This is a genomic window from Pseudooceanicola sp. DL12 (genome assembly GCF_056270665.1).
This window is the reverse complement of the sequence record NZ_CM149884.1, coordinates 4,162,455-4,183,048: the sequence shown is the minus strand read 5'-3', so window position 1 is coordinate 4,183,048 and position 20,594 is coordinate 4,162,455. Positions and strand designations below refer to the sequence as shown.

Below are 20,594 nucleotides of genomic sequence, written 5' to 3'. Positions count from 1 at the left end.
GCTTTGTCCGAATGCAAGACGCCAGAGGAGAAGCCGAATGACCGCAGACACCACCTACATGGACGCGATCTATGAGACCGAGACCGGCGAGGACATGCGTCAGTACTACAACCAATGGGCCAAGAGCTATGACAGCGAGCTGACCGACAACGCCTATGCCACCCCCGGGCGGATCGCGGCGGCGCTGGCGCGTTTCCTGGAGGACAGGACGGCGCCGGTGCTGGATTTCGCCTGTGGCACGGGGATGTCGGGCCTGGCCATGGCCGAGGCCGGGTTCACCGTGATCGACGGCATGGACATTTCCGAGGGGATGCTGGAGCAGGCGCGGGCCAAGGGGGTCTATCGCAAGCTGATCCGCGCCGATCCGGAGGCGCGGCTGGACGTGCGCGGCAAGGGATATGCCGCGATCACCGCAGTGGGGGCCATCGGCGCCGGTGCGGCGCCCGGCCATTACATCGACGATGCCATTGCCAGCCTGGCGCCCGGCGCGCTCTTCGTGGTGTCGCTGAACGACCACACGCTCGAGGATCCCGGCTTCGAGGCGCGGCTGACCGACCGGGTGGCCGATGGCACGGTGGAGCGGCTGATGACCGAGGATGGTCCGCACCTGCCGCAGATCGACCTTGGCGCCCGGGTCTGGGTGGTGCGCCGGCTGTAGCGGGCCGGGGGGCGGAAAGGGGCCGGGGCAGGAGGGCCAGCGCTCACTCGCCCGCGGTCTCTTCCTCCATCTTCCTCAGGCGCATGGCCGACCAGAGCGTGTAGCTGACGTAGATGCCGGCAAAGACCGACAGGAAGCCGAGAAAGGTGATCACCCCCTCGGAGGCGCCCAGAAGATAGGCGATCCAGCCGACGATCAGGGCCGGCACGCTCATCAGCACGAGGAACAGCGGGATGGCCAGCACCATGCCGTAGAGCACGAGGTAGCTGACGAGGAAGGTGCCGAGGGTTTTCATCGGGGGAGCCTTTCTGGCTTGGGTCTTGTCTGTCGGGCCGGCTCAGCCGGCGTCGCTGGGCTCTTCGGCCCCGGTGTCTTCGGATGCAGTGGCTTCGGATGCAGTGTCTTCGGGCTCTGCCGCCTCTTCGGCGTCGTCTTCGCGCTCGACCTCGATCTTGACGTCGGTGAAGAAGGCGGCGGCGGCGCCGATCACGGCCAGCCAGGGCGCGGCCAGCACCAGCGCGCCGCCCACGACGGCGCCCACGGTGACGGGCATCTCGAGGCTGAAGTCGCCGTCCACCTGCTTGATCCGGAGGTGGGTGACATTGCCCTGCCTGATCAGGCTCTTGACCTTCTCGACGGCCTGGCTGCCGCTGACGTGGAACTCTTCCTTGTAGGACATCGCGTCTCTCCTCTCGCGGTGGTGAGTGCCCGTAGTGTACACCTTTGAGGGTGGTCGAGGATTTGCTGTGGATCAAGCCGCTTCGAGACTTTGCCGCGGGCAAAAGCGGCGGTATAGGTGGCGGCGTGGCAAAGCAGGCAAAACCCGCAAGAAAGAGCACCGCGAAGACACGCGGCAAGGGCGCGGCAAAGGCGCCGAAACGGCATCCGGTGAAATGGATGGTCCGCTGGGGCCTGCGTGTGCTGGCCGTGGTGGTGGTGCTCTTCGTGCTGCTGATCGCGGTGAACTCGGTGGTGCGGCCCTGGGGCGGGATCTATCGCACCCAGGAAGAGATTCGCCTGGGCGAGGTGCAGCAGCAATGGGTGCCGATGGATCAGATCGCCCCGGTGATGGCGCGGTCCGCCGTGGCGGCGGAGGATGCCAATTTCTGCCTGCACTGGGGCGTGGACATGCGCGCGGTGCGCGACGCCATCGCCTCCGGGATGAAGCGCGGCGGCTCGACGATCTCGCAGCAGGTGGTGAAGAACATCTATCTCTGGCACGGTCGCAACTACGTGCGAAAGGCGCTGGAGACCACGATCACCCCGGTGGTCGAGCTGTTCTGGACCAAGCGGCGGATCCTGGAGGTCTATCTGAACGTGGCCGAGTTCGACGAGGGCGTCTTTGGCGTGCAGGCGGCGGCGCAGCATTACTTCGGCGTCGATGCGGCGGATCTGACACCGCGGCAGGCGGCGCTGCTGGCGGCGGTGCTGCCGGCGCCGCAGGCCTGGTCGGCGAGCAATCCGACGGAATACGTGAAACGCCGGGCGCGCCAGATCGAGGACGGGGCGGCCACGATTCGCAAGGATGGCCGGGCGGCCTGCTTCGAGGATTGAATCTTGGCCCCCGGAGGGGCATCAGGGAGGAGAGTTGACGGATGGTGACGATGACGACTGCTGAACTCTACCACGTTCCCCTTTCCCCCTTCTGCCGCAAGGTGCGCCTGTCGCTGGCCGAGAAGAAGATCGAGTGCAAGCTGATCGAGGAGCGCTACTGGGAAAAGGACACCGATTTCCTGCGCCGCAACCCCGCGGGCAAGGTGCCGGTGCTGAAGCTCGACGGCCGGGTGCTGGCCGAGAGCGCGGCGATCTGCGAATATCTCGAGGAGGTCTATCCCGAGCCCTCGCTGATGCCCGACGATCCGATGGGCCGGCACGAGGTGCGGCGGCTGGTCTTCTGGTTCGACGACAAGTTCCACCACGAGGTGACCTCCAAGCTGCTTTACGAGCGGGTCAACAAGAAGGTCACCGGCCAGGGTTTTCCCGACAGCAAGAACGTGCGCGCCGGCCTCTCGGCGATCAAGTTCCACCTGGATTACCTGACCTGGCTGCTGGATCACCGGCGCTGGCTGGCGGGGGACCGCATGACGCTGGCGGATTTCGCCGCCGCCGCGCATCTGTCGAGCCTCGATTACATCAGCGACGTCGACTGGAACCGTTCGGCCCCGGTCAAGGACTGGTACGCCAAGATCAAGTCGCGCCCGGCCTTCCGCAACATCCTGATGGACCAGGTGCCGGGCTTTCCGCCGCCGGCCCATTACGCCGACCTGGATTTCTGAGCGCGGGTTTCGCGCCCGGCGAGAGGCGGAGAAAAGGGGGCTGCCTGCCCCCTCTTTCACCTGCGCTGAAATTTACCCCCGAGAGTATTTTCGGAAGGATGAACGGGACGGCGGCCCGACGCCCCCGGAGGCCTGAAGCGGCCCGCGGCGGCTCCCGCGGGAAAAATCCCGCATTGCAGCAATATCATGGCACCTATGACCTTGACCCTCCCCGCGTCTGGGTGCATGGAGAGGGCCTGCCTGAAGTGGGCCGTTAGCTCAGTTGGTAGAGCAGCTGACTCTTAATCAGCGGGTCATAGGTTCAAATCCTATACGGCTCACCACTTCACCCCCCGAAAATACGGAAAAGACCGGCCCCCGGGCCCGGGACGGGCGATATTCCCGTCCTTGGCCCCGTCCTTGGCCCCGTGCTGTGCGGTCCTGCCTGCGCCCTTGTCCCTGATGGGGTCTCTTGTCGGGTGGGGGCGATTCGGTGGGGGGCGATCGGCCAAGGGGCACGAAAGCCGTGGGCAAGGGGTTGACCCTCCAGCAGGTGGAGGGATTACCTGACCGGTCATCGGACGAAGACCAGATGACGAAAGGAGCCCGAGATGAGTCTCTACAAGGTCGAGGACATGAGCTGCAATCACTGCGTCGCCACCATCGAGAAGGCGGTGGCCGCCGCCGACCCCGCGGCCAGCGCGACCTGCGACCTGGATGCAAGGACGGTGACGATCACCGGTGCGGCCGACGAGGCCGGGGTGCTGCAGTCGATCCGCGCCGCAGGCTACGAGCCCGTGCCCGCCTGAGGCGGCACGCGCCAATCGCCCGCAAGGAAGGGTGCACGGATGCGAGGGGGCCGGCCAATGTGCCGGCCCCTTGCCGTTCCGGCCTCGTGTCTCGGGACCCGCGGCAATCCGCGCGCGGCGGATCACCCTCTCTCACTTCCCCGTGCCCCCCGTTGCCGCCCCGGCGGCGCCGATTTACGCCAAGTCAACCGTTCATCAGAAGCGAGACAGCGCGTGTTCAGGTCCTTCTTCCCCGCTCCCCGGCCCTTCTTCCTCTCCGTCGTGCTCTGGACGGCGATCGTGGTGGGGGGCTGGTACGGCGGCGTCGATCATCTCGACCGGATCCTGGGCCTGGCGCCGGAGACGCCGCCGGAGCAGATCATCGGGGTCTCGATCTTCTGGTCTGAGCCCTTCCTGTGGTTTTACGGCTATTACATCCTGGCGGCGGGGCTGTTTTTCGGCTTCTGGGCCCTGGTGCGGCCGCACCGATGGCAGATGTGGTCGATCCTGGGCTCGGCGCTGATCATCTTCACCACCTATATCTCGGTGCAGGTCAGCGTGGCGATCAACGCCTGGTACGGGCCCTATTACGACCTGATCCAGCAGGCCCTGACCGAGGTCGGATCGGTGCCGGCGAGCGCGCTCTACTCCGGAATCCTGCAGTTCATGGGCATCGCCTTTTTCGCGGTGACGGTCAGCGTGCTGAACCACTTCTTCATCAGCCACTACGTGTTTCGCTGGCGCACGGCGATGACCGGGCATTTCATGCAGTTCTGGCCGCAGCTGCGCCATATCGAGGGGGCATCGCAGCGGATCCAGGAGGATTCGATGCGCTTTGCCACCACCGTCGAGGGGCTTGGCGTGCAGCTGATCAACGCGGTGATGACGCTGATCGCCTTCCTGCCGGTGCTGTTCACCTTTTCCGACACGATCACCACCCTGCCGCTGATCGGCGAGGTGCCCCATGCGCTGGTCTGGGCGGCGCTGTTCTGGGCCGTCTTCGGCACCGGGCTGCTGGCGCTGGTGGGGATCAAGCTGCCGGGGCTGGAGTTTCAGAACCAGCGGGTCGAGGCGGCCTTCCGCAAGGAGCTGGTCTATGGCGAGGACGATCCCGAACGCGCCAGCCCGCCCAGCGTGCAACAGCTCTTCGGGGCGGTGCGGCACAGCTATTTCCGGCTCTATTTCCATTATATCTATTTCAACGTCGCGCGGGTCTTCTACCTGCAGGCCGACAATGTCTTTGGCACGGTGGTGCTGATTCCGTCGATCGTGGCGGGCAAGGTGACGCTGGGCCTGATGAACCAGGTGCTGAACGTCTTCGACCAGGTGCGCGGGTCGTTCCAGTACCTGATCACCTCCTGGTCGACGATCGTCGAGCTGATGTCGATCTACAAACGCCTGCGCGCCTTCGAGATGGAGATCCCCGCAGGCGGTGATGACAGCGGGCTGGGGCTGCTGGCGGCGGAATAGCCCCTCCCGCCGGGCGGCGGTTTCTGGCACAAGGCGGGGATGACCCGAACGACAGACGAGCTGACCGAGACGATACGCGCCATGGCCCTCGACGAGGGGTTCTCGGCCGCGCGCATCTGCCGGCCCGGCGACGTGCCTCAGGTGGCGGCGCGGCTGCGGGCGTTCCTGGCGGCGGGATACCACGGGCAGATGTCCTGGATGGAGGAGCGCGAGAGCTGGCGCGGTGATCCGCAGGTGCTCTGGCCCGAGGCGAAGAGCATCCTGATGCTGGCCGAGAACTACGGCCCCGAGGCGGATCCCCGCACGGTGCTGGGCCGTCCCGACCGGGCGGCGATCTCGGTCTATGCCCAGAACCGCGATTACCACGACGTGGTGAAGAAGCGCCTGAAGCGGGTGGCGCGGCGGATGATGGCGCATCGGCAGCCGCAGGAGCTGAAGGTCTTCGTCGATACCGCGCCGGTGCCGGAAAAGGCGCTGGGACAGGCGGCGGGGCTGGGCTGGCAGGGCAAGCATACCAACCTGGTCAGCCGGGGGCTTGGCAGCTGGTTCTTCCTGGGCGCGATCTTCACCACGCTGGATCTTGCCCCCGACGGCGCCGAGGTGGATCATTGCGGCGGCTGCACGCGCTGTCTCGCGGCCTGTCCGACGGATGCCTTTCCGGCGCCCTACCGCCTCGATGCGCGGCGCTGCATCTCCTATCTGACGATCGAGCACCGGGGGCCGGTGGAGGAGGAGCTGCGCGCGCTGATGGGCAACCGGATCTACGGTTGCGACGACTGCCTGGCGGTCTGCCCCTGGAACAAGTTCGCGCAGCGGGCGCAGGAACAGAAGTACCACGCCCGCGACGACCTGCAGGCCCCGGCGCTGGCCGAGCTGGCCACTCTTGATGATGCGGCCTTCCGGGCGCGGTTTTCCGGCAGCCCGATCAAGCGGATCGGGCGCGACCGTTTCCTGCGCAACGTGCTTTACGCGATCGGGAATTCCGGTGACGGGGCGCTGCGCCCGGTGGCGCAGGGCCTCTGCGGCGATGCCGATGCCACCGTGGCCGATGCCGCCCGCTGGGCCGTGGGGCGCCTGCCGGGCTGAGGGGCCGGGGCGAGGGGCCCTGACGTGGGCGTCAGACGTTGTCGACCAGCAGGGTGTAGTTCCTGTCGTCGATCTTGAACAGGCCCAGCACCCGGTCGATGCTGCGGCCGTCCAGTGCAGCCGTCAGGATCGGGTTGCTGTCGACCAGCTTGCGCAATTTTGCCAGCAGGGGCTGTGCCCCGAGACGGGCGTCTTCGAGTTCGGGCAGGAAAACGCCCGGATCGAGCCACTCGGCGCTTTCCAGGTCGCTGATGCTGACCAGCTTCACGAAGAAGTCGGAGGGCAGGTGGTCGGGCACCGTGCCGCTGTCGAGGAAGGTCAGCACCTGCTTCTTGCTCGGCAGGCCCCGGTTCTCTGCGGGGCTGCCCTCGTGCGGGGCGGAGGGCAGCGTATCGGAGAGGGTGACGGTTTCATCAGCCAGGGCGGAGGACGAGATCCCGGAGGTGGCGGCGTGGGCCCAGGCGGGCAGCAGCACGAGCGCGAGCCCGGCGGCAAGGAAAGCCGTCAGGGCGTGCGGGGCGGTCTGCGGCAGGGCAGGCCTGTGCGGGGTGGAACGGGGAAACGGCGGATGCATCTGAGGGTCTTTCGTCGGCTTGGGGGCGGGCTGAAGCGGAAGTGCCCGACCGCGAGCATCGCGCTGCAGGCCGGAATGCTCAATGCCGCTCAAGCAGTGTTGATCCGGGGCGGGCGGAGCCTTGCCGGTTCTGTGCCCCCCAGTACCAGTTTGTACCAGGTTGTGCCGGATGGGGCCGCACCCCCGGCCGGAAAACCTGCATCTCGGCCATCGCTTTTCCCGCAGGCCCTTTCCCTTTGCCGCCGGAAGGCCCACATTGTGCCCATACCACGAACGTCCGCCCGCAAGGGCGGGCCGGCAGAACGGAGGCGTCATGACCGAGTATCGGAAGACCGAGGAAGCCCTCGCCCGGCTTACCCCCGAACAATATCGCGTCACCCAGGAGAGCGGCACAGAGCGCCCCTGGACCGGCGAGTACAACATGGAAAAGCGCAGCGGCATCTATGTCGACGTGGTGTCGGGAGAGCCGCTCTTTGCCAGCGCCGCGAAATACGAGAGCGGCTGCGGCTGGCCCAGTTTCGTGAAACCCATCGAGCCCGAGAACGTGATCGAGCTGCGCGATGTCTCGCACGGGATGGTGCGGGTCGAGGTGCGCTCGAAACACGGCGACAGCCACCTGGGCCACGTCTTTCCCGATGGCCCGCAGGAGATGGGCGGGCTGCGCTATTGCATCAACTCGGCCTCGCTCCGCTTCATCCCCAAGGAGGAGATGGAAGCCGAGGGCTATGGCCAATACCTTGAACAAGTGGAGGAACTGACATGAGCAGCGAACGCGCCGTCCTTGCAGGCGGATGTTTCTGGGGCATGCAGGACCTGATCCGCAGGCTGCCCGGGGTGCTCGACACCCGCGTGGGCTATACCGGCGGCGATGTCCCCCATGCGACCTACCGCAACCACGGCACCCATGCCGAGGGGATCGAGATCCTCTTCGATCCCGAGAAGATCTCCTATCGCCAGATCCTGGAGTTCTTCTTCCAGATCCACGATCCGACCACGCCCAACCGCCAGGGCAACGACATCGGGATGAGCTATCGCAGCGCGATCTACTATGTCGACGAGGCGCAGAAGGCCGTGGCCGAGGAGACCATCGCCGACGTCAACGCCAGCGGCCTCTGGCCCGGCGTGGTGGTGACCGAGGTGGAGCCCGTGGGCGATTTCTGGGAGGCCGAGCCGGAGCATCAGGATTACCTGCAGCGCATCCCCAACGGCTATACCTGCCACTTCCCGCGCCCCGACTGGGTGCTGCCCCGCCGCGCCGCGGCGGAGTGAGCCTTTCCGACGTGGGGGCCTGGCCCCCCCGTCCGAGACCCCGGTGCGAATCCCCGCCTTAGCCCCCCACCGGGGGGGCGGGCATGGCCATGACGAAGGCCAGCAGGATCAGCAGCAGGGCGGCGAGCCAGCTTGCCGCCACGCGCAGCGCGATCCCCGTCCAGCGATAGGGCAGGCGCCGCAGCATGACGGCACCGCCCCAGGTGACGGCGGCCAGGATCGCCCCCGCGACCACCGATCCCAGGATCATCAACTCCGGCGCCCCGCCGCCGTGAAAGAGCGCCGCGGTAACCGAAGCGCTCAGCAGCGCGGTGCAGGCCGCGGCCATCACCGCCGGCAGGGGCAGGCCCATGGCCGCGACGACCACGCCCGCGAGACAGCCCAGCCCCAGCGCCAGCAGCGTGGCGGTATCGCCCAGCCAGGGCGCCGCCAGCAGCCCCGCCCCGAAGCCGCCGAGCGCCCAGACCAGCGGGATGCGGCGCTGACCGGCCAGGCAGAGGCCCAGCACCAGCAGCGGCAGGAGCGCCTCGACATAGGAGAGCGGCAGCATCAGCCCGCTGGAGAGCGCCTGCAGCGGCGTGTCCGAGGGGCCGAGATCATGGGCCATCAGCGCAGGCGGGGCGGCGGGCAGCAAAACGGCGGGCGCAAGGGCCCGCCGGATCAGGGTGCGCAGTGCGGGGCGCAAGGGCTCAGGCCACCCCGAGCAGGAAGGCCCCGCCGACGCCGGCGATGCCCAGGCCCGCGGCGCGGATCGCCATGCGGCCCCGAGGAGAGCCTGCAACCTCGCCCAGCACGATGCCGCAGAGGTGCAGCAGCCCGGTGGCCAGCACGAAGCCTACGCCATAGGCGATCGGGTTGGCGGCAGTGGGCAGCTCGACGCCATGGGCGTGGCCGTGGAAGATGGCAAAGATGCCGACGATGATCCCCGACATCCAGAGCGGCGCGCGGACGGCGAAGGCGATCAGCAGGCCCAGCACGATGGAGGAGAGCGCAATGCCGGTCTCGACATGGGGCAGGGGCACGCCGATGATGCCGAGCGCGGCGCCAAAGGCCATGACCAGCGGAAAGACGACGGGCAGGATCCAGATCGCGGGCTTGCCCAGCACCGCGCCCCAGAGGCCGACGGCCACCATGGCCACCACGTGATCCCAGCCCAGGATCGGGTGGAGGAAGCCGGCGGAGAAGCCGCCTGCCGTTCCGGTGCCGGTATGGGCCTGGGCCGCGCTGGCCGCCAGCATCAGCAGCGGTACGGCGGTCAGAAGGGGGCGAATGGGTTTCATGTCTCTAGGGCCTCGCAGATCAAAGCCCGGCAAACCTGCTGCCGGGCGCGGGAAAGGTCAATCCTGCCGCATCATGCGGGGCCGAAACATCTATGGGCCTCCCGGTTTGGGTCAGGCAGCACCGGCGGCTGTGCCAGCCGGCCCCGACGTTCTGAAGCACAGCTGGCCCCGATGCAACCCATTTGACAGGCGGGAAAAATTTCGGCCGGGCCCTGCCGCCTCGGCGCGCGTGCCGCCGTCATGCCATTGACCCCGCCGCACAAAGGCAGGATTGTCGCGCCGGGCCGCATGTCGCCGCCCCACCGGTCGGAGCCCCCCATGCAGCCCCCAATGCAGCCTCTCAAAGGCATCCTGCTCAAACTCGTGGCAGTGGTCTGCTTCATCACCATGCAGGCGCTGATCAAGGCCGCCTCGGAACATGTGCCGGCCGGGCAGACCGTCTTCTTCCGCTCCTTCTTTGCCCTGCCCGTGATCTTTGCCTGGCTGGCGGCCAAGGGCACCCTGCGCACCGGCTGGCGCGTCAAGAAGCCCATGGCCCATGTCTGGCGCGGCTTCATCGGCACCACCTCCATGGCCTGCGGCTTTGCCGGGCTGGCCTACCTGCCGCTGCCCGAGGTCACGGCGCTGGGCTATGCCATGCCGCTGATGGTGGTGGTCTTTGCCGCCATGTTCCTGGACGAGAAGGTGGGGCTCTTCCGGCTCTCGGCGGTGGGCCTCGGCTTTGTCGGGGTGATCATCGTGCTGGCGCCGCGGGTGACCGCGCTTGAGCACGGCACGATCGAGATGACCATGGCGGCGGGCGCCGGGCTGGTGCTCTTCGGGGCGATGTGCGGGGCGCTGGCCCAGGTCCATATCCGCAACATGGTGCGCACCGAGGAGACCAGCGCCATCGTCTTCTGGTTCACCGTCACCTCGACCGTCATGTCGCTGGCCACCATCCCCTTCGGATGGGTCCTGCCCAGCCGGCCCGAGGCGATCTGGCTGATCCTCGCCGGGCTGATGGGCGGTATCGGGCAGATCTTCCTGACCTCCTGCTACCGCTTTGCCGATGCCAGCGTCGTGGCGCCCTTCGACTATGCCTCGATGATCTTTGCCATCGTCATCGGCTATTTCATCTTCGGAGAGGTGCCGACCCTGCAGATGCTGCTGGGCTCGGCGGTGATCATCGCCGCCGGCGTGATCATCATCCTGCGTGAACGCCACCTGGGCCTGCAGCGCGGCAAGGCACGGGCGGCAAAGACCCCGATGTCCTAGGGGGCTCTGCCCCCATCGCCTGCGGCGATCCCGCCGGGATATTTCCGACAAGAGAATGAGGGGGACTTCCTGACCATTCTCTTGTTTCGGATATCCCCGCCGGAGGCATCCGACGGGGAAGAGTTCGCATCCGTTGCAGGGGGGCTCAGCGGTCGAAGAGCAGCGCCATGCCGTATTCGGCGGCGAGCGCCAGACGCCGGGCGCGGCCGGCCGGGAAACGGCGCGGCGGCGCGGCAAAGGCCTTTGGCAGCAGCGCCCTTGGCGCCTCGTCACGGGCCAGGTCACCCAGGATCGCGCCGATGTAGCTTGCCATGGCCACGCCGTTGCCGTGATAGCCGAAGCCGGCGAAGGCGCCCGGCAGATCCGGTACGGGCCCGCAATAGGGCGTGAGCGAGGAGGTCAGGCAGACCATGCCGGACCAGTGATAGGGGCTCTCGACGTGTTTCCAGGCCGGGAAGGTGCGCTCGAAATCTGCGCGCACCTTGCGGGCCACCTTGGCCTCGTTCTCGGGCGAGGAGACCAGCGCGCCGCGCTGGCCGAAGATCATGCGCCCGTCCGGCGTGAGGTGGAAGTAATGCAGCAGGCGGCGGTCCTCGTAGGACATCTGCCGCGAGGTGAAGCCCTGGGCCTGCAGTTCCTCCTCGGTCATCGGCCGGGTGGCCAGCACCGAGCTCTGCGCGGGCAGGGTGCGGCCGCGGAACCAGGGGATCAGGTTCTCGGCGACATAGCCGTTGGTGGCAAAGATCACCCGGTCGGCCTCGATCGTGGCGCCGGGTGTCGTGACGGTCAGCGTGGCGCCGGTCTTTTCCACCGAGAGCGCCGGGCTCTCGCCGTGGATGCGCGCGCCGGCGGCCAGGGCGCCGGCGACCAGGCCCGCCACGTACTTGCGCGGGTGCAGGGCAAAGCCCAGGGGCGTTTCCAGCGCGCCGTGCCAGGTGGGCCCGTAGAGGCCGTTGGCGGCCAGGTCCTCGCGTTCGATGATCCGGGCCGGGGCGCCGAAATCCTTCTCGAACTTGCCGGCCTTCTTCCGCAGGTCCGCCATGGCCTTTGCCGAATGGGCCAGGATCACCTCGCCGCGGGAATGGCGGTCGACGTCGAGGGCAAGCTCTCCGATCACCGCCTCGACATGGGCGACGGCGGCGGCCTCGGCGCGGTTGACCTCGGCCGGGGCGTCCTCTCCGAAGCGTTTCAGCATGGCGGTTGAGGCGCGGTGCGAGCCGATGCAGCAGAAGCCGCCGTTGCGCCCCGAGGCGCCGAAACCGGGGAACTGCGCGTCGATCAGCGTGACCTCGACGCCGGCGCGGGCCAGGGCCAGGGTGGCGTTCAGCCCGGTATAGCCGGCGCCGATCACCGCCACGCGGGTGCGGATCTGCCCCGTCGCCGGCGGAAAGGCGAGCGCCGCCTCGGGCACTGCATCGGCCCAGTAACAGCCTTCGATCGGGGCTTTCGTGTAGGTGAACGGGGGATAGATGCCGCGCAGGCCGCTGTGGGTGCCGCTGTTTCCGGGGGTATTCACGTCAGGACTTTCAGAGTTTGGGGGAGGGGGCCGCACCGCATCAGCTGCGTTCGGCGGCCCGTTCCTCCTGTTGCTGGCGCAGGGTGGCACGCTTGGTGATCAGCGAGAAGATAATCACGCCGACCGCCACAATCGAGATCATGATCGTCGAAAGGGCGTTGATCTCCGGGGATACCCCGAGGCGCACGGCCGAGAAGATCTTCATCGGCAGGGTGGTCGAGGAGGGGCCGGCGGTGAAGGAGGCGATCACCAGGTCGTCGAGCGACAGGGTGAAGGCCAGCAGCCAGCCCGAGATCACCGCCGGGGCGATGATCGGCAGGGTCACCAGGCGGAAGGCCGACCAGGGCGAGCAGCCGAGATCGAGCGCCGCCTCTTCCAGCGACTGGTCGAAGGAGACGAGCCGCGAGGAGACCACCACCGAGACGTAGCACATCGAGAAGGTGGTATGGGCCAGCACGATGGTGAAGATGCCGCGGTCGATGTTCAGCCCGATGAAGAGCAGCAGCAGCGACAGGCCGGTGATCACCTCGGGCATCACCAGCGGCGCATAGATCATGCCCGAGAACATGGTGCGCCCCCAGAACCGCCCGATCCGCACCAGCACGAAGGCTGCCATGGTGCCCAGGATCGTGGCCAGCGTCGAGGAGATCACGCCCACCTTGAGCGTGACCAGCGCCGCATCGAGGAAGGCCTCGTTGCGCATCAGCTCGCCGTACCACTTGGTGGAAAAGCCCGCCCAGACGGTCACCAGCTTCGACTCGTTGAAGCTGTAGACCACCAGGATGACCATCGGCAGGTAGAGAAACGCCAGGCCGAAGGTGACCGAGACGATATTGAAGCCGGACATGCGCCTCATTGGTCTGCCTCCCGTTCCTTCTGCTGGTTGCGCTGGAAGAGCACGATCGGGATGATCAGGATCAGCAGCAGCACGACGGCCACCGCCGAGGCCACCGGCCAGTCGCGGTTGTTGAAGAATTCCTCCCAGAGCACCTTGCCGATCATCAGCGTGCCCGAGCCGCCCAGCAGCGAGGGGATGACGAATTCACCGATGGCGGGGATGAAGACCAGGAAGCAGCCGGCGATGATGCCGGGCCGCGACAGCGGGATCGTCACCAGCCAGAAGGCCGAGGTGCGCGAGCAGCCCAGGTCTTCGGCCGCCTCGATCAGGGATTCGTCGAGCTTTTCCAGCGTGGCGTAGATCGGCAGGATCATGAAGGGCAGGTAGGTGTAGACGATGCCGATGTAGACGGCGATCTCTGTGTTCAGGATGATCAGCGGCTCGTGGATCAGCCCGGTCCAGAGCAGGAAGTTGTTCAGCACCCCGGTCTGCCCGAGGATCCCCATCCAGGAGTAGACCCGGATCAGGAAGGAGGTCCAGAAGGGCAGGATCACCAGCATCATCAGGGTCGGGCGCCATTCGGCCCGGGCCGAGGCCATGCCGTAGGCGATGGGATAGCCGATGATCAGGGTGATGACCGTGGAGACCAGCGCGATCCGCAGCGAGGAGAGATAGGCCTTCCAGTAGAGATCATCGGTGGTCAGGAAGATGTAGTTCTCGAAATCCAGCTCGCCGAAGAAATCGCGCACCCCTGCCCATCCGGCCGAGAGGTCGAAATGCGGGTAATAGGGCGGCCGCGCCAGGGCGGCGTCCGACAGCGAGATCTTGAAGACGATCAGGAAGGGGATGAGGAAGAGCGCCAGCAGCCAGACATAGGGCACGGCGATGAGGAAGAAACGGCGCATGTCAGCCCTCCTCCCCGCGGGTCAGGGGGCTCTGCCCCCCGCCTTCGGCGTCCCCCGGGATATTTCGCAACAGGGAAACATGCAGGTCGGTCCTGTCGTTTCCCTGTTCCAAATATCCCCGCCGGAGGCGGCGCGACGGATCGGAGGGGTGGGGGCTGTGCATGGGGGCACCTGTCATCTCAGCGCTCCAGCACGATGGCGGCGGTGTCGGTCCAGCTCAGCCAGACCTTGTCTTCCCAGGTGAAGTGCCGGCGCGAGATGCGGCGGGTGTTGGTGGACTGTGCCTTGATGATGTGCCCGGTGGGCAGCTTGACGTGATAGGTCGAGATATTGCCGAGATAGCCGATGTCGAGGATCTCGCCCTGCACCGCGTTGGGGGCCTCGGGCTGATCGGCGCTGATGGTGATCTTTTCCGGGCGGATCGCCAGGTAGCAGGCCTGGTCCTTCTGAAGCAGCGCATCGGTGGTGGCGACCAGCGGCGAGGCACCCTCGGCCCAGTTCAGCAGCACCTTGTCGCCGGTCTGCGTCGCGGTGCCCTCGATGATGTTCACGTCGCCGATGAAATCGGCCACGTAGACCGAGTTCGGCGTCTCGTAGATGCGGTCGGGCGTCGCCACCTGTACCAGGCGGCCCTCGTCCATCACCGCCACGCGGGAGGCGACGGTCATCGCCTCTTCCTGGTCGTGGGTGACGATCACGAAGGTGGTGCCGGTCTTTTCCTGGATGTCCATCAGCTCGAACTGCGTCTCTTCGCGCAGCTTCTTGTCGAGCGCGCCCAGCGGTTCGTCGAGCAGCAGCAGTTTCGGCGCCTTGGCGAGGCTGCGCGCCAGCGCCACCCGCTGGCGCTGGCCGCCGGAGAGCTGGTGCGGCTTGCGGCGGGCGAATTTCTCCAGCCGGGTCAGGCGCATCATGTCGGCGACGCGGGTTTCAACGGTGCCCTTGTCGGCGCCCTCGCGCTTCAGCCCGAAGGCGATGTTCTCCCAGACCGACAGATGTGGAAACAATGCGTAGCTCTGGAACATCATGTTCACCGGACGCTTGTTCGGGGGCACGGCGGCAATGTCCTCTCCGCCCAGCATGATCTTGCCGGAGGTGGGGGCCTCGAAGCCCGCGAGCATCCGCATCAGCGTCGTCTTGCCACAGCCCGAGGGCCCCAGCAGGGCAAAGAATTCGCGCGTGTAGATGTCGAGGTCGAGATTGGCGATCGCGGTAAACTCACCGAATTTCTTGGTGACGTTCCTGAACTGGATCAGGGGTTTCTCGTCCGGGTTTTCCCACGGCGCGAAGACATTCTGGGGCATAAGCAATTCCGGAGGATCAGGGTAAGGGCAAGGGAGCGGATTGCGCGCCGCCCGGGGTCGCTCCGGGCGGCGCGCGATGCGTCGGTGCTCAGGCGATCAGGTGCCCGATTTCACCTTGGTCCACAGGCGCGTCAGGTTGCGCTGTTCCTTCACGCCGAAGGGGGTGACGGTATAGAGGTTGTCCAGCGTCGCCTCGTCCGGGTAGATCGCCGGGTCGCCGATCACGTCCTCGTTCAGGAATTCCTGCGAGGCCTTGTTGCCGTTGGCGTAGTAGACGTAGTTCGACGCCGCCGCCATGTTGTGCGCATCCATGATGAAGTTCAGGAACTTGTGCGCGGCATCGGGGTTCGGCGCGTCGACCGGGATCGCCATCTGGTCGAACCACATCAGGGCGCCTTCCTTGGGAATGTAGTATTCCACGTTCACGCCGTTGTCGGCCTCGGCGGCGCGGTCACGGGCCTGCAGCACGTCGCCGGACCAGCCGAAGGCCACGCAGATGTCGCCGTTGGCCAGGGCGTTGATGTATTCCGAGCTGTGGAACTTCTGCACGTAGGGACGCACGGCGGTCAGCACTTCCTCGGCCTTGGCCAGGGCTTCGTCATCCTTGGCGTCGGGGTCCATGCCGGCGTATTTCAGCGCCGCGGGCACCATCTCGGTGGGGGCATCGAGGAAATGCACGCCGCAGGAGGCCAGCTTTTCCATGTTGGCCGGGTCGAAGACCAGGCTGAGGCTGTCCATGGGCGCATCCTCGCCCAGCACTTCCTTCACCTTGTCGACGTTCACGCCGAGGCCGGTGGTGCCCCACATGTAGTTGATGGAATATTCGCCGCCCGGATCATAGGCGTCGGTGCGTTCCGAGACGACATCCCACATGTTTTCCAGGTTCGGCAGTTTCGACTTGTCCAGCGGCTGGAAGGAGCCGGCCGCGATCTGGCGCTGCAGGAAGGTGCCGGTGGGCACCACAACGTCATAGCCGGAGCCGCCGGCCAGCATCTTGGTTTCCAGCAGTTCGTTGCTGTCGAACACGTCGTAGACCAGGTCGATGCCGGTTTCCTCTTCGAACTGGTCGAGCAGCGATTCATCGATATAATCGGACCAGTTGTAGACATGCACTTCCTCGGCCTGGGCCGCGGCAGCGGTCAGGGCGATGGTTGCAGTCAGACTCAGCAGAGATGTCTTCATCATGAGCTCCCGTTGGATTGTCAGGGTCTTTGGCCCCTTGGGTCGGAATTTGATCAAAATAATTCCGGCATGGCAACATGAAGATGTTTTCATGGGCGTCTGACCCGTGCAAGATGTGCCCCGGGGGCGGCCAGAACAGAGAGATGATGAATTTGCAGGCAGTGACGGACGAGAGTGCAACCGAGGGTACAACGGGGCGCGAGGGCGGTGCCGGCCTGCCGGCGCATGAGGTGGTCTATCGCGCGTTGCGCGGCCAGGTGCTCTATGGCGAGCTGGAGCCGGGGCAGGCGGTGACCATCCAGGGGCTGGTGGCGGAGCTGGGCGCGGGCATGACCCCCGTGCGCGAGGCGCTGCGCCGGCTGATGGCGGAAGGAGCGCTGGAATTCCGGGGAAATCGCCGCATTTCCGTGCCCATGCTGGGCGCCGGCGACGTGCAGCAGCTGCTCTATGCCCGTCGCGCGCTGGAACCCGAGCTGGCGCGGCTGGCCTGTCGCAACATCCGGCCCGCCGACATCGAGGCGCTGGAGCAGATCGACGCGGCGCTGGACGAGGCCATCCGGCGCGGCAATGTCCATGCCTACCTGGTCGAGAACCACCGGTTTCACACCCGGCTGAACGCCTGTGCCCGCGCGCCGATCCTGATCGGCCTGGTCGAGGGTCTCTGGCTGCGATTCGGCCCGTCGTTGCGGGTGGTCTGCGGCCAGTTCGGCACGCGCAACCTGCCGGATCTGCACAAGGACCTGATCTCTGCCCTGAAATCGGGCGATTGCGAGGCCGCGGCGGCGGCCATCACCGGCGATCTGGAACAGGGCATGGAGATGGTGGCCCAGGCCGTCTGATTCGATTGACATGGCATAATTTGATCATATTCTGACGGCAAAGCATTCCCGGCCCGCCGGTTCCCGCCGCCTGCGTGCCCCCCGTCAGAAAGGATCTGCCATGAACAAGATCACCAATCACCTGCCCACGGCAGAGCTGCAGGCGCTGGACTCGGCCCACCACGTCCACCCCTTCACCACCCAGAACGAGCTTGCGACGCGCGGTGCGCGCATCATCAAGAGCGCGAAGGGCGTCTGGCTGACCGACAGCGAGGGCGAGGAGATCCTCGACGCCATGGCGGGCCTGTGGTGCGTCAACATCGGCTATGGCCGCGAGGAGCTGGCCCGGGCGGCCTATGAGCAGATGAAGGAACTGCCCTATTACAACACCTTCTTCATGACCTCGCACACCCCGGTGATCGCGCTGGCGGCAAAGCTGGCCGAACTGGCACCGGGCGACCTGAACCACGTGTTCTTCGCCTCCTCCGGCTCCGAGGCCAACGACACCAACATCCGCCTGGTGCGCACCTACTGGCAGGAAAAGGGCAAGCCCGAGAAGACCGTGATCATCAGCCGCTGGAATGCCTACCACGGCTCCTCCGTCGGCTCGTCCAGCCTCGGCGGCATGAAGAGCATGCACGCCCAGAGCGGCTATATCCCCGACATGCACCACATCGACCAGCCGCACTGGTGGGCCGAGGGCGGCGACATGTCCCCCGAGGACTTCGGCCTCGAGCGCGCGCAGCAGCTGGAGAAGGCGATCCTGGAGATCGGCGAGGACAAGGTTGCCGCCTTCATCGCAGAACCGATCCAGGGCGCCGGCGGCGTCATCGTGCCGCCCTCGACCTACTGGCCCGAGATCCAGCGCATCTGCAAGAAGTACGAGATCCTGCTGATCGCCGACGAGGTGATCTGCGGCTTCGGGCGCACCGGCAACTGGTTCGGCTGTCAGACCATGGACATCCAGCCCGACATCATGACCATCGCCAAGGGTCTCTCCTCCGGCTATCAGCCGATCGGCGGTTCGATCCTGTCGGACGAGGTCGCCGCGGTCATCGCCGGCACCGAGTTCAACCACGGCTACACCTACTCCGGCCACCCGGTGGCCTGTGCCGTGGCGCTGGAAAACCTGCGCCTGATGGAGGAAGAGGGTATCGTCGCGCGCTTCGGCAGCGAGATCGCCCCCTACCTGAAGGAAAAGTTCGAGAGCCTGGCCGAGCACCCGATGGTGGGCGAGGCAAGGATCGTCGGTGGCATGGGCTCCATCGCCCTGACCCCGAACAAGGCCACCCGCGCCACCTTCAAGGCCGATGCCGGCACCGTCGGCTACATGGTCCGCGAGCGCTGCTTTGCCAACAACCTGATCATGCGCCACGTCGGTGACCGCATGATCATCTCGCCGCCGCTGGTGATCTCGAAGGAAGAGGTCGACATCCTGATCGACCGCGCCTGGAAATCCCTCGACGAGGGCATGGCCAAGGTCAAGGAGGCGGGCCTCTTCGAAGAGGCCTGACCGCCCCGCGCCAGCACCGCGGCCGATGAAATGAAAACAGCCCGGACCGCATGGCCCGGGCTGTTGCCGTTTCAGATCCCCGGGCGGATTACTCCGCCGGGGTGATCCGCGTCACCGTGCCGGTGGCATCCTCGTCGCCCTGGGCGCCGTTCATCGTCACAAGGTAGACGGCATCCGGCCCCGCGGTCAGCTCGTTGGGCAGGTCGCCCGCCGGCAGGTTGGCCAGCAGAGTGCCGTCCTCGTCCAGCACCGAAACCGTGCCCGCCGCCCGCGCGGCGGCATAGATGTGGCCCGTCGCCGGGTCGCGCACCACGCTCAGCCCGCCGGCCCCGATCGTGGTATCGGCCAGCACCGTACCGGCCTCGTCCAGCACGATCACGTTGTCGGAATCCTGCCCCGTCACGAACATCCGCCCGGTCTCCGGGTCATGGGCAATGCCCGAGCCCGACAGCAGCCCCGGCACGTCGAAGACATGGCTCTCGCCGGTCTTCAGGTCGATCCAGCCGGCCCATCCGGCCTCCTTGCTGACGGAATAGAGCCGGCCCTGATCCGCATCGAGGTCGAGCGTCATGGTGGCAAAGTACCCCTTGCCGTCGGGGGTCTCGAAGCGCAGCGTGTCCAGGTGCTCCAGGCTCGCGGTGTCATAGACCTCGATCTTGTTGCTCAGCGCGTCGTTCACATAGGCGCGGCCCGTGGCCTGATCCACCACCACGTCGCGGGGATGGCCCACGCTGCCTTCCGGGAACACCTTCACCGGCTGCAGGGTCTCGGCATCGTAGACGGTCACCGTCTGGCTCTTGGTGTTGGTGGTCCAGACCTGGCCATGGGCATCGTCCACCGCCACGCCGAAGACCTCGATCAGCTTGCCGGCGTCATCCGTGGCGATCTCGGCGCTGGCTTCCTCGGCCAGGGTCGTGGCGTCCAGGCGCAGCAGGCTGCTGGGCGCTTCCTTGCCCCGCGCCGAGGTGACGAACAGCTTGCCGTCCCGGCTCAGCGCCGCCTGGTAGGCGCGTTCGCCCACCTCGGCGCTCGCCATGGCAAAGCCTTCCTCGTTCATCGGGGCGATCACCCGCGACAGCTTCAGGTCGGTCACCGCCACGCCGGCGGGATTGGCGGAAATCACCGTCAGCGGCTGATGGCCGAACTCGGCCTCGGCGGGCACCTGCAGCGGGATCACCACGCTGCCGTTCTCGCCCACCACGGCGGGGGTGTCGGTCAGCACCTCGGTGCCGCGCATCACGGTGATCTCGGCGCCGGCGGGCATGCCGCGCACCAGCAGGCTGGTCCTGTCGCCGGGTTCCACGGGCATTTCGCGGGAACCGGCGCGCAGGCTGCCGGCAAAGCCGTCGCTGGCGGTCCAGGGGCCATCGGTCACGGCGTCATTGGCCAGGGCCGCGGTGGCGCCACAGGCCAGCGCGGCCGTGGTCAGCAAGATGCGAAGAGAGGAGAGGGGGGCAGGGCGGTGGCCCTGCAGCGGACGATATGTCATGGTCTAACCTGTCGTGACTGAAGGTCCGGCCCGGGCTTGCACCGAGGGGGGGCGCGCGGCAGGGCCGGACTTCCTCCCTCAAATACCTTAGTGAAAATGTCAACTATGGGCGGCGGTTATCCGCCTCTGCCCCGCCTCCGCGCCGCAGCAGGGCCGCGCTCCGTTTCCGCATCCCCGCTCACCTTCGTCGTCGTCCCTCGCTGCTGTCCGGCCAGGGCGCGGCTGCCCCGGAGGGAGCCTCCGGCGGGGATATTTCCGGCCAGATGAGAGAGCCGTTTCGCACCGACGCAATACCGACGTAATACCGACGTTGGAATCCGGCCTTTTCAGCGGGTTAAAGATATTCCACTTTTGGAATGCCGACGTGGATTTCCGCCATGGAAAACGGGGCGGCCCGA

At 66.6% G+C, this 20,594-nt stretch carries 22 protein-coding genes and 1 tRNA gene; 12 read left to right on the top strand and 11 right to left on the bottom strand.

Annotated elements, in window-relative coordinates; all coding sequences use genetic code 11:
* Positions 1-37 precede the first annotated feature (37 nt).
* Positions 38-658: a class I SAM-dependent DNA methyltransferase gene (locus AC0WR5_RS19575; protein ID WP_475865490.1), complete on the top strand. Its 621-nt coding sequence runs from the start codon at positions 38-40 to the stop codon at positions 656-658.
* Between the two features lie 43 nt (positions 659-701).
* Here AC0WR5_RS19575 and AC0WR5_RS19570 read toward each other — a convergent pair whose 3' ends face one another.
* Both AC0WR5_RS19570 and AC0WR5_RS19565 read right to left on the bottom strand, forming a co-directional pair.
* Positions 702-953: a hypothetical protein gene (locus AC0WR5_RS19570; protein WP_475865489.1), complete on the bottom strand. Its 252-nt coding sequence runs from the start codon at positions 951-953 to the stop codon at positions 702-704.
* Between the two features lie 42 nt (positions 954-995).
* The gene (locus AC0WR5_RS19565; protein ID WP_475865487.1) at positions 996-1,337 is read right to left on the bottom strand and encodes a DUF4342 domain-containing protein; all 342 of its coding nucleotides are present in this window, start codon (positions 1,335-1,337) and stop codon (positions 996-998) included.
* Between the two features lie 125 nt (positions 1,338-1,462).
* Between AC0WR5_RS19565 and mtgA the strand changes: the two genes are divergently transcribed.
* The 6 genes from mtgA to queG all read left to right on the top strand — a co-directional run bounded on the left by mtgA (position 1,463) and on the right by queG (position 6,257).
* Positions 1,463-2,212, top strand: a complete 750-nt coding sequence (gene mtgA / locus AC0WR5_RS19560; protein ID WP_475865486.1) for a monofunctional biosynthetic peptidoglycan transglycosylase — start codon at positions 1,463-1,465, stop codon at positions 2,210-2,212.
* 50 nt (positions 2,213-2,262) lie between these two features.
* A complete protein-coding gene (fzlA, locus tag AC0WR5_RS19555) occupies positions 2,263-2,934 on the top strand; it encodes an FtsZ-binding protein FzlA (protein ID WP_475865484.1) in 672 nt (223 codons plus the stop codon).
* 247 nt (positions 2,935-3,181) lie between these two features.
* Positions 3,182-3,257, top strand: a tRNA-Lys gene (locus AC0WR5_RS19550).
* Positions 3,258-3,524: 267 nt separating this feature from the next.
* Positions 3,525-3,722: a heavy-metal-associated domain-containing protein gene (locus AC0WR5_RS19545; RefSeq protein ID WP_475865483.1), complete on the top strand. Its 198-nt coding sequence runs from the start codon at positions 3,525-3,527 to the stop codon at positions 3,720-3,722.
* 213 nt (positions 3,723-3,935) lie between these two features.
* Positions 3,936-5,171 (top strand): peptide antibiotic transporter SbmA, encoded by a 1,236-nt coding sequence (gene sbmA / locus AC0WR5_RS19540; RefSeq protein WP_475865481.1) that lies wholly within the window; start codon positions 3,936-3,938, stop codon positions 5,169-5,171.
* Between the two features lie 39 nt (positions 5,172-5,210).
* Positions 5,211-6,257: a tRNA epoxyqueuosine(34) reductase QueG gene (queG, locus tag AC0WR5_RS19535; RefSeq protein ID WP_475865480.1), complete on the top strand. Its 1,047-nt coding sequence runs from the start codon at positions 5,211-5,213 to the stop codon at positions 6,255-6,257.
* Positions 6,258-6,288: 31 nt separating this feature from the next.
* Here the strand turns inward: queG and AC0WR5_RS19530 are convergent, their stop codons facing one another.
* On the bottom strand, positions 6,289-6,831 hold the full coding sequence (locus AC0WR5_RS19530) for a hypothetical protein (protein ID WP_475865478.1): 543 nt from the start codon (positions 6,829-6,831) through the stop codon (positions 6,289-6,291).
* 313 nt (positions 6,832-7,144) lie between these two features.
* Between AC0WR5_RS19530 and msrB the strand changes: the two genes are divergently transcribed.
* Both msrB and msrA read left to right on the top strand, forming a co-directional pair.
* Positions 7,145-7,594 carry a peptide-methionine (R)-S-oxide reductase MsrB gene (msrB, locus tag AC0WR5_RS19525; RefSeq protein ID WP_475865476.1) on the top strand — a complete coding sequence of 150 codons (450 nt, stop codon included), beginning with the start codon at positions 7,145-7,147 and terminating at the stop codon, positions 7,592-7,594.
* Positions 7,591-8,100 carry a peptide-methionine (S)-S-oxide reductase MsrA gene (gene msrA / locus AC0WR5_RS19520; RefSeq protein WP_475865475.1) on the top strand — a complete coding sequence of 170 codons (510 nt, stop codon included), beginning with the start codon at positions 7,591-7,593 and terminating at the stop codon, positions 8,098-8,100. The genes msrB and msrA overlap by 4 nt, the downstream gene beginning before the upstream one ends.
* Positions 8,101-8,158: 58 nt before the next feature.
* Here the strand turns inward: msrA and AC0WR5_RS19515 are convergent, their stop codons facing one another.
* Positions 8,159-8,785 carry a hypothetical protein gene (locus tag AC0WR5_RS19515; protein ID WP_475865473.1) on the bottom strand — a complete coding sequence of 209 codons (627 nt, stop codon included), beginning with the start codon at positions 8,783-8,785 and terminating at the stop codon, positions 8,159-8,161.
* Positions 8,786-8,789: 4 nt separating this feature from the next.
* A complete protein-coding gene (locus AC0WR5_RS19510) occupies positions 8,790-9,380 on the bottom strand; it encodes a HupE/UreJ family protein (RefSeq protein WP_475865472.1) in 591 nt (196 codons plus the stop codon).
* 330 nt (positions 9,381-9,710) lie between these two features.
* On the opposite strand from AC0WR5_RS19510, the gene AC0WR5_RS19505 reads away from it, so the two are divergent.
* On the top strand, positions 9,711-10,634 hold the full coding sequence (locus AC0WR5_RS19505; protein ID WP_475865470.1) for a DMT family transporter: 924 nt from the start codon (positions 9,711-9,713) through the stop codon (positions 10,632-10,634).
* 145 nt (positions 10,635-10,779) lie between these two features.
* Here AC0WR5_RS19505 and AC0WR5_RS19500 read toward each other — a convergent pair whose 3' ends face one another.
* From AC0WR5_RS19500 to AC0WR5_RS19480, 5 genes are all read right to left on the bottom strand, one after another.
* Positions 10,780-12,150, bottom strand: a complete 1,371-nt coding sequence (locus tag AC0WR5_RS19500) for an NAD(P)/FAD-dependent oxidoreductase (protein ID WP_475865469.1) — start codon at positions 12,148-12,150, stop codon at positions 10,780-10,782.
* Between the two features lie 40 nt (positions 12,151-12,190).
* On the bottom strand, positions 12,191-13,006 hold the full coding sequence (locus AC0WR5_RS19495) for an ABC transporter permease (protein WP_475865467.1): 816 nt from the start codon (positions 13,004-13,006) through the stop codon (positions 12,191-12,193).
* Complete coding sequence (locus tag AC0WR5_RS19490; protein WP_475865466.1) at positions 13,003-13,893, bottom strand: ABC transporter permease subunit; 891 nt, start codon at positions 13,891-13,893, stop codon at positions 13,003-13,005. Before AC0WR5_RS19490 ends, AC0WR5_RS19495 begins: the two co-directional genes overlap by 4 nt.
* 179 nt (positions 13,894-14,072) lie before the next feature.
* Positions 14,073-15,194 (bottom strand): ABC transporter ATP-binding protein, encoded by a 1,122-nt coding sequence (locus AC0WR5_RS19485; RefSeq protein ID WP_475865465.1) that lies wholly within the window; start codon positions 15,192-15,194, stop codon positions 14,073-14,075.
* A gap of 96 nt (positions 15,195-15,290) precedes the next feature.
* Positions 15,291-16,376, bottom strand: a complete 1,086-nt coding sequence (locus AC0WR5_RS19480) for a polyamine ABC transporter substrate-binding protein (protein WP_475869075.1) — start codon at positions 16,374-16,376, stop codon at positions 15,291-15,293.
* A 146-nt stretch (positions 16,377-16,522) separates the two neighbouring features.
* Here AC0WR5_RS19480 and AC0WR5_RS19475 point away from each other — a divergent pair, with 146 nt between their 5' ends.
* Together AC0WR5_RS19475 and AC0WR5_RS19470 are read left to right on the top strand one after the other, a co-directional pair.
* Positions 16,523-17,215, top strand: coding sequence for a GntR family transcriptional regulator (locus AC0WR5_RS19475; RefSeq protein WP_475869073.1), 693 nt, complete (start codon positions 16,523-16,525; stop codon positions 17,213-17,215).
* A 100-nt stretch (positions 17,216-17,315) separates the two neighbouring features.
* The gene (locus AC0WR5_RS19470; protein ID WP_475865464.1) at positions 17,316-18,707 is read left to right on the top strand and encodes an aspartate aminotransferase family protein; all 1,392 of its coding nucleotides are present in this window, start codon (positions 17,316-17,318) and stop codon (positions 18,705-18,707) included.
* 88 nt (positions 18,708-18,795) lie between these two features.
* Here the strand turns inward: AC0WR5_RS19470 and AC0WR5_RS19465 are convergent, their stop codons facing one another.
* Complete coding sequence (locus AC0WR5_RS19465) at positions 18,796-20,196, bottom strand: NHL repeat-containing protein (protein ID WP_475865463.1); 1,401 nt, start codon at positions 20,194-20,196, stop codon at positions 18,796-18,798.
* Positions 20,197-20,594 lie beyond the last annotated feature (398 nt).